Below are 11,895 nucleotides of genomic sequence, written 5' to 3' on the forward strand. Positions count from 1 at the left end.
GCTATCAAACTGTCATATGACAGCCATAGGCTTATGGTCGCGCCGGGATTTTCCGGTAAAAGCCGGGACAGGAAAAATGAACGAAAACAGCGTTATGGCACCACAGACTACCGATTTGGCCGCTAATTTGACCACTCAGGCTGCAAGTGATGTTTCAGCAAGCAAGAATGCTGGCAAAGTTCAAAGCGCTCACGAAGCTTTGAACGATGACAAGACGTCTGCGCTGATGCATAGCCCTGAACGCTTCGTCAATCGCGAGTTTTCCTGGCTTCAGTTCAATCGTCGCGTTCTGGAAGAAGCTGCAAATACAAGCCAGCCACTGCTCGAGCGCTTACGTTTTCTATCCATTTCGGCCGCCAATCTCGATGAGTTTTTCATGGTCCGCATCGCGGGTCTTGCTGCACAGGTGCGCGCTGGTGTTGCCATGCGCAGTGCAGACGGGCGTACGCCGCAAGAGCAGCTGGATTTCGTTTTGGAGGAAGTAGGTCGCCTTCAGGAAGGTCAGCAGGAGCGTCTGCGTACGCTTCGCGAGGAACTTGAAAAAGAGAGCATCGAGATTGTCCGTGCATCGGCTTTGTCCAAGCCGGAGAAGGATTGGCTGGAAAATCATTTTCTGGAGACGATTTTCCCGGTTCTGACACCGCTCTCGATTGATCCGGCGCACCCGTTTCCGTTTATTCCCAATCTCGGCTTCTCGATTGCGCTGCAACTTGCGCGCCGTCTCGATAGCCATCCGATGACAGCACTCTTACGCATTCCTGTGGCGCTGAAGCGTTTCATCCAGCTTCCGACTGAGCAGCAGAATGCATATCGCTTCATCACGATTGAAGATGCAGTCAGCCTGTTCATTGGCCGTCTTTTCCCGGGCTATGAAGTGCGTGGCGCCGGAACATTCCGCATCATTCGTGACAGCGATATTGAAGTGGAAGAAGAGGCGGAAGATCTCGTTCGTGTGTTTGAAACGGCTTTGAAGCGCCGTCGGCGCGGACAGGTTATCCGTATCGAGTTTGACTCTGAAATCCCGGAAGCGTTGCGCATTTTTGTTGCGACCGAACTCGGCGTGTCGGAAAGCCGTATCAGTGTTCTGGAAGGGCTCCTCGCGCTCAACATGATTTCAGAAATCGTGTCGATCCCACGCGATGATCTCAAATTCGTTTCCTATAACCCGCGCTTCCCGGAACGTATTCGCGAACACGGAGGCGATTGTTTTGCTGCGATTCGTGAAAAAGATATCGTCGTCCACCATCCGTACGAATCATTCGACGTTGTAGTGCAGTTTCTGCGTCAGGCGGCTGCGGACCCGGATGTGCTGGCTATCAAACAGACGCTGTATCGTACGTCGAATGACAGCCCGATCGTGCGCGCACTGGTCGATGCTGCAGAAGCAGGCAAGTCGGTAACAGCACTTGTTGAGCTGAAGGCACGCTTTGATGAAGAAGCCAATATTCGCTGGGCACGCGATCTTGAACGTGCTGGCGTGCAGGTCGTCTTCGGTTTCATCGAATTGAAAACGCATGCAAAAATGTCGCTGGTAGTACGCCGCGAAGACCAGAGACTGCGTACATATGTGCATCTGGGAACCGGCAATTATCACCCGATCACCGCACGTATCTACACCGATCTTTCGTTCTTTACGTCTGATCCCGATATTGCGCGTGATGTGGCACATATCTTCAATTTCATCACCGGCTATGCGCAGCCGGCTGAAGAGATGAAAATTGCCATTTCACCACTGACGCTTCGCACGCGAATCCTCAAGCACATCGAGGACGAAATCACCAATGCGAAGGCCGGACAGCCTGCTGCGATCTGGATGAAGATGAATTCGCTTGTCGATCCACAGATTATTGATGCGCTCTATAAGGCAAGTCAGGCAGGCGTTCACATCGATCTCGTCGTGCGTGGCATCTGCTGCTTGCGTCCGGGCGTTCCGGGTCTCTCGGAGAACATCCGCGCAAAGTCCATTGTTGGTCGTTTTCTTGAGCATAGCCGCATATTCTGCTTTGGAAACGGGCATGATCTGCCTTCCGGCAAGGCGATCGTCTATATCGGTTCAGCCGATATGATGCCTCGCAATCTCGACCGCCGCGTTGAGACTTTGGTGCCCATTACCAACGCCACTGTGCATCAGCAAATCCTGTCGCAGATCATGTTTGCCAACATAATTGATAACCAGCAAAGCTATCAGCTACTTGCGGATGGCACCTCTCGCCGGATAGAAAAAGAAGTTGGAGAAGAAGCTTTCAACGCGCAGGAATATTTCATGACAAATCCAAGCTTGTCGGGTCGCGGAAAGTCGCTGAAGTCATCTGCCCCCCGCCTGATTGCGCATCGTAAACGCGCGCAGGCGGAAAGAAACACGACTTCATGAGTCCAGCAGTCGCACAAGGCCGTTTGAAAGGCCTCAAGCCCGTCGCGGTCATCGACATTGGGTCTAACTCGATTCGTGTCGTAGTTTATGAAGGCATCGTTCGTTCGCCGACGGTGCTTTTCAACGAAAAGCTTCTCTGTGGTCTTGGCAAGGGATTGGCCAAGACCGGCAAGCTCAATGAAAAATCTGTCGATATCGCATTGCGCGCATTGAAGCGGTTTCGCGTTCTGGCTGAACAGGCCGGCGCGATTTCCATTCATGCGCTGGCAACTGCGGCTGCGCGCGAAGCCAGGAACGGTCCCGACTTCATTGCGCAGGCCGAAGCCATTCTCGGTCGGCATATTGAAGTTTTGTCCGGCAAGGAAGAAGCTTATTATTCCGCGCTGGGCATCATTTCAGGTTTCTACAAGCCACAGGGCGTTACGGGCGATCTTGGCGGTGGCAGCCTTGAGCTGGTCAGTGTCAATGATCATGAAGTCGGCGAGGGGATCACGCTCCCGCTCGGTGGCCTTCGTTTGCAGGATATGTCTAACGAGCAGCTTCCAGAGGCTGCAAAAATCACCCGTACCGAACTTGCACGCGCTACGCTTCTTGAACAGCATCAGGGAGAGGTGTTCTACGCAGTGGGTGGTACATGGCGAAATCTCGCAAAGCTGCATATGACCGCGAAGCACTATACGCTTCATGTCATGCATGGCTATGAGATGGACCCGGTGGAAGCGCAGGGTTTTCTTAAGCGTGTTGCAAAAGGCAATCTCGACACGATGCGCGGCATTGAAGCGGTATCGAAAAACCGCCGTCAGCTTCTTGCTTATGGCGCAACCGTTCTGCTTGAAACCATCCGCCGCATGAAACCGTCCAAGATCGTGTTCTCCGCGCTGGGCGTTCGTGAAGGCTATCTTTATTCGCTGTTGCCGAAGAACGAGCAGAGGCTTGATCCTCTTCTGGCATCGGCTGAAGAACTGGCAATCCTGCGTTCGCGTTCACCGCGTCATGCACGCGAGCTCGCAACATGGACGACGCTTTCTTTGCCGGTTCTGGGCTTCGACGAAACTGAAGATGAAAGCCGTTACCGGCAGGCGGCATGTCTTGTTGCTGATATAAGCTGGCGTGCACATCCTGATTATCGCGGCTCGCAGGCACTGAACATCATTGCGCACGGTTCGTTCGGCGGCATTGATCATCCGGGCCGTTCTTTCATGGCTCTGGCAAATTACTATCGCCATGAGGGTCTGGTTGAAGATGAGATCGCGCCGGAGATTTTGCAGCTTGCAACGCCGCGTCTGCGTGAGCGAGCCAGACTACTGGGCGCGCTGCTACGCGTTATCTATCTGCTTTCAGCGTCTATGCCGGGTGTGATCCCGCGCCTTTACTGGCGTGAAGAGGAAAACGGCATTGCACTGGTCGTTCCGGGTGATCTTGCCGATCTGATTTCGGATCGTCCTGAAGGGCGATTACAGCAGCTTGCGAAGCTTACCGGGAAGAACCTGCATTTTGCCGTCGGTGATAGCGCCATTGAAGCGAAAGAGCACCCCTAGTGGATTGAATTTGACGTTTGAATCCCGGCTAACACAAATGCTGTTTCAAACGTCAAATTCGAAAAATCCACTCGATTCATAAACTTGTTAGTGGTTCTTTTGATTCCGACATTTGCCCAATGCCTGTAACCGAGGGGTGTAAATGTCGGAATCAGACCACCAGAGCGGTTACAGCTAACAAAAAAGGCCGATCCGTTACTGTCTCGGATCGGCCTTTTATTATTTCGGTCTCAATTAGTTCAGTTCGACCGCCTGGATGCGACGGTTTTCAAACTTGATGCCGATTTTTCCAGCAATAAGGTCGAGTGCCTTCTGGCCGAAGACTTCACGACGCCAGCCGTGTAATGCTGGCACAGTTGCATTTTCGCCTTCCGCTGCGATCTTGTCGATGTCGTCGGAGTTGGCGACGATCTTTGCAGCAACGCCGTGTTCTTCGGTCACAAGCTTGAGCAGAACCTTTAGAATATCGGCTGCCGCTGCACTTCCCTCAGGCGAATGCGATTGCTTGGGCAGACGTGGCAAATCCTCTTTTGGGATAGCCAGCGCCGACTGGATGGCCGCGATCAGACCGGATGCTTGTCCCGAGCGTTCCCAGCCTTTAGGGATGGAACGCAAACGACCCAGCGCTTCCGCATCTTTTGGCTGCTGCTGCGCAATTTCGGCAATCGTGTCGTCTTTGATGACGCGGCCACGTGGCACATTACGTTCGCGCGCTTCGCGTTCGCGCCATGCTGCAACGGACTGAACGATTGCGAGCTCAATCGGCTTGCGCATGCGGGTTTTAATTCGCTTCCACGCATCGTCCGGATGCAGATCATAGGTTTCGCGGGCGCTGAGGACGGCCATTTCTTCGTTGACCCACTCGCTGCGACCTTCTTTCTCCAGTTCTGCTTTCAGATAGAGATAGATATCGCGCAGATAGGTCACATCAGCCAAAGCATAGTCGAGCTGCTTCTCGGAAAGGGGGCGACGGCGCCAATCGGTAAAACGGGACGATTTGTCGAGCTGCTTGCCGGTTACTTTCTGTACCAGTGCATCATAAGAGATCGCATCGCCAAACCCGCAAACCATCGCTGCAACCTGACTGTCAAAAATCGGGGCAGGGATCAGGTTTCCAAGATGGAAGACGATTTCGATATCTTGACGAGCGGCATGGAAAACCTTGACGACTTTTTCATCGGCCATCAGCCGGAAGAAAGGTGCAAGATCAAGGCCGGGAGCCAATGCGTCCACCAAAGCAGTGTGGTCGGGGGAAGCCATCTGAATGAGGCAGAGCTCCGGCCAGAAAGTCGTTTCCCGAATAAATTCGGTATCGACCGTGACGAAGTCGGATTTGGCGAGGGCGGATACGGCCTCTTCAAGGGCCTCTGTTGTCGTAATGAGCTGCATGTTTTTCTTTTTAGACAAAGGCGGGCCGCTTGTCGCGCCGCAAGAATGATATTGCGAGGGAATAACACGGAAATAGTGATTTTTGTCGACATATTCTGTCAAGCTGGTCTAACACAGACAGTGTCGGCTTGACAAAGCGTGAGCAAAATGCGCTTTTCCGCCCGAATTTGCAGCGCTTTGCCTGCACAAGATTATTGAGTTCCAAAAGGCAGAAATCATGCACCGTTATCGCAGCCACACCTGCGCAGCCCTTCGCAAATCGGATGTTGGTTCTAAAGTCCGTCTGTCTGGCTGGGTTCATCGCGTCCGTGATCATGGCGGCATTCTCTTCATCGATATTCGCGATCATTATGGCCTTACTCAAGTCGTGGCCGATCCTGATTCGCCCGCTTTCAAGATTGCTGAAACCGTTCGTGGCGAATGGGTCATTCGCGTCGATGGTGAAGTGAAAGCCCGTACTGGCGATGCTGTAAATGCAAATTTGCCGACCGGCGAAGTCGAAATCTTTGCAACCGAGATCGAAGTTCTCGCTGCTGCCAAGGAATTGCCGCTGCCGGTTTTTGGCGAGCCGGATTACCCGGAAGACATTCGTCTGAAGTATCGTTTCCTCGACCTGCGTCGTGAAACGCTGCACAAGAACATCATGAGCCGCACAAAGATCATTGCAGCGATGCGTCGCCGCATGACCGAAATCGGCTTCAACGAGTTCTCGACGCCAATTCTGACAGCTTCTTCGCCAGAAGGCGCGCGCGACTTCCTCGTGCCAAGCCGTATTCACGAAGGCAAGTTCTACGCGCTGCCGCAGGCTCCGCAACAGTACAAGCAGCTTCTGATGGTTGCCGGTTTCGACCGCTACTTCCAGATAGCACCTTGTTTCCGCGATGAAGATCCGCGTGCAGACCGTCTGCCCGGCGAATTCTACCAGCTCGACCTCGAAATGAGCTTTGTTACCCAGGAGGAAATCTGGGAAACGATGGAGCCGGTCATGCGTGGCATCTTCGAAGAATTTGCAGAAGGCAAGCCAGTCACGCAGAACTTCCGCCGTATCGCCTATGATGACGCGATCCGTACCTATGGTTCGGACAAGCCTGATCTGCGCAACCCGATTGAAATGCAGGCTGTGACCGGACATTTTGCCGGTTCGGGCTTCAAGGTCTTTGCAAACATGATTGCGAATGACCCGAAGGTTGAAGTCTGGGCCATTCCGGCAAAGACTGGTGGCAGCCGCGCATTCTGTGACCGCATGAACTCATGGGCACAGGGCGAAGGCCAGCCGGGTCTTGGCTACATCTTCTGGCGCAAGGAAGGCGACAAGCTTGAGGGCGCTGGTCCGATTGCCAAGAACATTGGTGAAGAACGCACTGAAGCCCTGCGCAACCAGCTTGGCCTTGGCGATGGCGATGCGTGCTTCTTCGTGGCTGGTCAGCCATCGAAGTTCTACAAGTTTGCAGGCGACGCACGTACGCGTGCCGGTGAAGAACTGAACCTTGTTGATCGCGAGCGTTTTGAACTCGCATGGATTATCGACTTCCCGTTCTACGAATGGGACGAAGACAACAAGAAGCTCGACTTCGCTCACAACCCGTTCTCGATGCCGCAGGGCGGCATGGAAGCGCTGGAAACGCAGGACCCGCTTACGCTCAAGGCTTACCAGTATGATCTGGTTTGTAACGGCTTTGAAATCGCTTCAGGTTCGATCCGTAACCAGCTGCCAGATGTCATGGTCAAGGCGTTCGAAAAGGTTGGCCTCAGCCAGCAGGACGTTGAAGAGCGCTTCGGCGGCCTCTACCGTGCATTCCAGTATGGCGCGCCTCCACATGGCGGTATGGCAGCCGGTGTTGATCGTGTGATCATGCTGCTCGTTGGTGCAAAGAACCTGCGCGAAATCTCGCTCTTCCCGATGAACCAGCAGGCGCTGGATCTTCTGATGAATGCACCTTCCGATGTGTCGCCTGCGCAGCTGCGTGATCTGCACATTCGTCTGGCTCCAACCCAGAAGAGCTGATCCCTCTGAGATTTGAAGTTTTAAAAGCCCGGTCGTAAGGCCGGGCTTTTTATTTGCGTGAGCAAAAGAATAAAAGAAACCCGGCGAGCAGAACTCACCGGGTTTCTTATTGTCGATCAGAGCGCATCCCGAAAAGTGTGAAACGGTTTTCGGGATGCGCGTGAAAGCAGATAATCAGAGCGCTGATCTGATTCAATCAGATTGAAACGCGCCTTAGTTGTTGGCGTCGACGCCAATTTTCAGAAGCTGAATGATCTTCGTTGGGTCAAGCGATGCAGTTGCAACGATCGATGCGAAGCTTACGGACTGATCTGGCGAAGCGCTGATTGTCAGCGACTTTGGATCGTCGAAATACTTGTCAGCGGCGGCTTTCAGCTGCTGAGCGAATTCCGGGTTCTTGAGCTGAGTTGCCATCAGGGGAACCATCATCTTCAGCTGTTCGCCGAGCTGCTTGCCATCCGCACCCTGCTGCTTGCCATAATAATCGAGCAGCTTCTGGGTGAGTGTCTCGTTGTCGAAACGGATTTTCAGATTCTTGAGGCTCAGCTGTTCAGCCAGACCAAGAATGGCCAGACCAGCAGCATCCTTGTCTGCATCAGCCTTGGTCATGTTCTGCTGGGTCTTCTGAACGGCTTCAAGGAATGCGAGATCGTAGCCGCCGAGCGCGCCGGTGATGTCGATCTTGCCGAGTTCCTTCGCATTGATTTCAAGCTGGTCCAGCGTTGCATCGCCCGATTTTGGCAGCCATGTACCCTTTGACGAGAGCGAACCATTGAAGGTGTTCATGTCGAGAGGAGCGAGGGGGTTCTTGCCGTCTTTTTCAAACGTTGCGTCAATGCTGGCGATGGACATTGTGTAGTCGATTTTCTCGGAACGGTCCGCTGCATTGAGCGAAACTTCCAGATCCTTCATCGTCGCGCCATCTTTGCCCGGTGTGCCGACCTCGAATTCGCTGATCGTCATCTTGTCGTAGAAGATGATCTTGTCGAGTGCGCCTTCAGCCTTCTCGGATGGAAGCGAGACATTTTCCATCGAGATGCCTTTGACGATGGCCTTTTCGTTTGTGCCTGCTTCGCCTTGAATCAGGTTCAGGTCAGGAACAGTGATCTTTTCGATGCTGTAACCACCGTTAGGTGCATCCTGAACGTTTGAAAGTGTAATATCGCCAACCGACGTTTCCTTGTCGGAAAGGGTCGCAAGCTTGAACTTGGTGCCTTCAAGAATAACGTCCGAGCCGTCTGCCTTGACGTTGGTAAAGGTCAGTTCTCCACCCTGTTTGGAGTAGAGTGCCTTGATGCGCTCAGCAACCGCATTGGCGTCCGCTGCCATTGCCATGCTGCCAAAGACAAGCGAAATTGCTGTGCTGGCGGCAAAGAGGCGGGCTACTTGCTTGGTGTGGACGAAAACCTGCATTTCAAGGCTCCTGATGATTTGGTAAATTTAGATAGCCTTCATAAGCTTTTACGAATGGAAATACAGCCCGTTTCGTTCGCGCCATGATTGCTGTGGAGAAAACATCTGCAATTCCTCTATAGATGCCGAATGACGGCAACATTGCGACGAATGTACTGGATTGGTTCTCATCGCTACTTGCTGACGAATCGCGCAATTGGTACTGAGAAGCATGGGTAAAAGTCTGATTCCGCCGGGCGACGGCGAAGAACACATCGAACGGGTCGATCTCAAGTCAGCCCTCGAGGAGCGCTACCTCGCTTATGCGCTGTCCACGATCATGCATCGTGCGCTTCCTGACGTCCGCGATGGGCTGAAGCCGGTGCATCGGCGCATCATGCACGCCATGCGTTTGTTGCGGCTCAATCCCGATCAGGCCTATGCGAAATGTGCGCGTATTGTCGGCGATGTGATGGGTAAGTTCCATCCACACGGCGATGCTTCGATCTATGACGCACTGGTCCGTCTCGCGCAGGATTTTGCCGTGCGCTATCCGCTTGTCGATGGACAGGGCAACTTCGGCAATATCGATGGCGATAACGCTGCTGCGATGCGTTATACCGAAGCACGTATGACTGAAGTGGCAACGCTGCTTCTTGAAGGCATTACCGAAAACGCCATCGACTTCCGTCCGACCTATAACGAAGAAGACGAAGAACCTATCGTTCTTCCGGGTGCGTTCCCGAATCTTCTCGCCAATGGCTCGGCAGGTATCGCCGTTGGCATGGCCACAAATATTCCGCCGCATAATGTGGCGGAGCTTTGCTCCGCAGCCCTTTATCTCATCAATCATCCTGATGCGCCGGTAGAAGAACTCATCACGTCGCCTGCGCAATGGGAAGAGTTGAAGAAGGAAGCGGAGAGCGATCCGGCAGCACTTCTCAAGTGCAAGGTACGCGGCCCCGATTTCCCGACAGGCGGCATTCTGGTTGAGGATCACGCCAACATCGTTGAAGCCTATCGCACCGGGCGCGGTTCTTTCCGTGCGCGTGCACGCTGGCACAAGGAAGAAGGCAATCGCGGTACGTGGGTTATTGTGGTCACCGAGATTCCTTATCAGGTTCAGAAGTCGCGTTTGATTGAGAAGATCGCAGAGCTGCTGCTGGCAAAGAAGCTGCCGTTGCTGGATGACATTCGCGACGAGTCTGCGGAAGATATCCGTGTTGTTCTTGAACCCAAGAACCGCACAGTCGATCCTGAACTGCTGATGGAATCGCTTTTCAAGCTGACCGAGCTTGAAAACCGTGTTTCGCTCAACATGAACGTTCTCTCGCACGGCAAGGTGCCAAACGTGCTTTCGCTTGGCGGCGTGCTGCGTGAATGGCTGGAACACCGCAAGGAAGTGCTGGTTCGCCGCTCCGAGTTCCGTCTGGCTGAAATAGAGAGACGCCTTGAAATCCTTGGTGGTTTCCTGAAGGCATATCTTAATCTCGATGAAGTCATCCGGATTATTCGTGAGGAGGATGAGCCGAAGCAGGAATTGATGCGGTTCTTCGATCTGACGGATACTCAGGCCGAAGCCATTCTCAACATGCGCTTGCGTTCGTTGCGCAAGCTTGAAGAGTTTGAAATCCGTAAAGAATTCGATGGTCTGACATCTGAAAAGGCAGATATCGAGGGGTTGCTTGCCTCCGGTACTCGCCAGTGGAAGAAGATCAGTGCCGAGATCAAGGCCGTGCGCGAAAAATTTGGTCCGGCCACCAAATTGGGCAAACGTCGCAGTACCTTTGCTGAAGCGCCAACCCATGATCTCGAAGACATTCATCAGGCGATGATTGAACGCGAGCCGGTGACCATTGTGGTGTCCGAAAAAGGCTGGCTACGTGCAATGAAAGGCCATTTGGCCGATTTCTCCACCCTCGCCTTCAAGGAGGGTGACAAACTCAAGCTCGCTTTCCATGCGGAGACGACAGACAAGATTCTGTTGGTCACGACAGGCGGCAAGTTCTTCACTATTGGCGCGAATACGCTCCCAGGCGGTCGTGGTCATGGCGAGCCGATCCGTATTCTGGTCGATATGGAAAACGATCAGGATATTCTCACGGCCTTTGTGCATGATCCTTCTGCCAGGCTTCTTCTCGTTTCTCACGAGGGTAATGGTTTTATCGTTCCGGAAAATGAGGCTGTCGCCAATACCCGCAAGGGTAAGCAGGTGATGAATGTGAAAGTGCCGGACGAGACAAAGCTTTGCCAGCGCATCTCTGGCGATCACATTGCGGTTGTGGGTGAGAATCGCAAGATGGTGGTGTTCCCGCTTTCCGAAATACCGGAAATGACACGCGGCAAGGGCGTGCGTTTGCAAAAGTACAAGGACGGCGGTGTGTCCGACGTCCGCACTTTTGCGATTGCGGATGGATTGTCATGGCAGGATTCGGCGGAACGCACCTTCAATCGAAGCAAGGAAGAGCTGGCTGAATGGATTGCGGCCCGTGCTTCAGCAGGGCGTGTTGTGCCAAAGGGCTTCCCGCGTTCGGGCAAATTTTAAAATATTTCCAGTCACCACGCGAAGCGGCTTTGTACTGGATAGTGTGTAAAAACAAACGATTAGAGCGCCGATTTGATTCAATCAGATAGGCGCTCTAAAAATAGGGGGCGATACTGAAGGCGTTAGGCTCTATTCTTCTGGGCATCTGTTTTGATGCAGAAGGAGCTTACGCTTGCAGATCAGACCAGCACGAGCCGATGATGTCGACCCTATCTGCGATGCGATAAGACGTTCGATTGCTGAGCTGTGTGTCGAGGATCACAAAGAGCGGGATGACATTCTCTCAGCCTGGCTTGCCAATAAGACGCCTGAAAATATTCACCACTGGATCACGGCACCGCTCCAGCTAACCGTGGTGGTGGAGATCGACGGCAATATTGCGGGGGTGGGGCAAGTCTCCAGCGGCGGGAAAATTCTGCTCAATTACGTGTCCCCCGATTTTCGCTTTCGTGGTGTGAGCAAGGCTGTCATGCTGGCTATGGAAGAACATTTGCGCGAAATTGGCGTGACGGTTGCCCAGCTGGTGAGTACCGGCACGGCACGTCGCTTTTATCAGAATATGGGATATGTGCAGATTGGAGAGCCGCAGCTTTGGCGCGCTGGCCAATTATCTTATCCTATGGAAAAGCGGCTGGTGAACTGAGCGCGGCTTTCG

Annotated in this window: 7 protein-coding genes; 5 read left to right on the forward strand and 2 right to left on the reverse strand. The window is 53.3% G+C overall.

The window, feature by feature from the left end; translation table 11 throughout:
- Positions 1 to 127 precede the first annotated feature (127 nt).
- Both CEV32_RS09725 and ppx read left to right on the forward strand, forming a co-directional pair.
- Positions 128 to 2,371 (forward strand): RNA degradosome polyphosphate kinase, encoded by a 2,244-nt coding sequence (locus tag CEV32_RS09725; protein WP_374882595.1) that lies wholly within the window; start codon positions 128 to 130, stop codon positions 2,369 to 2,371.
- Positions 2,368 to 3,909 carry an exopolyphosphatase gene (gene ppx / locus CEV32_RS09730; protein ID WP_094576662.1) on the forward strand — a complete coding sequence of 514 codons (1,542 nt, stop codon included), beginning with the start codon at positions 2,368 to 2,370 and terminating at the stop codon, positions 3,907 to 3,909. The genes CEV32_RS09725 and ppx overlap by 4 nt, the downstream gene beginning before the upstream one ends.
- A gap of 234 nt (positions 3,910 to 4,143) precedes the next feature.
- Here the strand turns inward: ppx and rnd are convergent, their stop codons facing one another.
- Entirely contained in the window at positions 4,144 to 5,298 is a 1,155-nt protein-coding gene (gene rnd, locus CEV32_RS09735) for a ribonuclease D (protein ID WP_094576664.1), read from the reverse strand.
- Between the two features lie 217 nt (positions 5,299 to 5,515).
- On the opposite strand from rnd, the gene aspS reads away from it, so the two are divergent.
- Complete coding sequence (gene aspS / locus CEV32_RS09740) at positions 5,516 to 7,303, forward strand: aspartate--tRNA ligase (RefSeq protein ID WP_094576666.1); 1,788 nt, start codon at positions 5,516 to 5,518, stop codon at positions 7,301 to 7,303.
- 213 nt (positions 7,304 to 7,516) lie between these two features.
- Here aspS and CEV32_RS09745 read toward each other — a convergent pair whose 3' ends face one another.
- Positions 7,517 to 8,716 (reverse strand): hypothetical protein, encoded by a 1,200-nt coding sequence (locus CEV32_RS09745; RefSeq protein WP_094576668.1) that lies wholly within the window; start codon positions 8,714 to 8,716, stop codon positions 7,517 to 7,519.
- Between the two features lie 211 nt (positions 8,717 to 8,927).
- Here CEV32_RS09745 and CEV32_RS09750 point away from each other — a divergent pair, with 211 nt between their 5' ends.
- Entirely contained in the window at positions 8,928 to 11,240 is a 2,313-nt protein-coding gene (locus CEV32_RS09750; RefSeq protein WP_094576670.1) for a DNA topoisomerase IV subunit A, read from the forward strand.
- Between the two features lie 172 nt (positions 11,241 to 11,412).
- Positions 11,413 to 11,883: a GNAT family N-acetyltransferase gene (locus CEV32_RS09755; RefSeq protein ID WP_094576672.1), complete on the forward strand. Its 471-nt coding sequence runs from the start codon at positions 11,413 to 11,415 to the stop codon at positions 11,881 to 11,883.
- The last annotated feature ends 12 nt before the right edge of the window (positions 11,884 to 11,895 follow it).

It is taken from the genome of Brucella rhizosphaerae (genome assembly GCF_002252475.1).
GTDB classification, from domain to species: domain Bacteria; phylum Pseudomonadota; class Alphaproteobacteria; order Rhizobiales; family Rhizobiaceae; genus Brucella; species Brucella rhizosphaerae.

Excerpts from the sequence above, each read along its gene's own strand:
- ppx (WP_094576662.1), top strand. The coding sequence starts at position 2,368 with ATGAGTCCAGCAGTCGCACAAGGCCGTTTGAAAGGCCTCAAGCCCGTC.
- rnd (WP_094576664.1), bottom strand. The coding sequence starts at position 5,298 with ATGCAGCTCATTACGACAACAGAGGCCCTTGAAGAGGCCGTATCCGCC.
- aspS (WP_094576666.1), top strand. The coding sequence starts at position 5,516 with ATGCACCGTTATCGCAGCCACACCTGCGCAGCCCTTCGCAAATCGGAT.
- CEV32_RS09745 (WP_094576668.1), bottom strand. The coding sequence starts at position 8,716 with ATGCAGGTTTTCGTCCACACCAAGCAAGTAGCCCGCCTCTTTGCCGCC.
- CEV32_RS09750 (WP_094576670.1), top strand. The coding sequence starts at position 8,928 with ATGGGTAAAAGTCTGATTCCGCCGGGCGACGGCGAAGAACACATCGAA.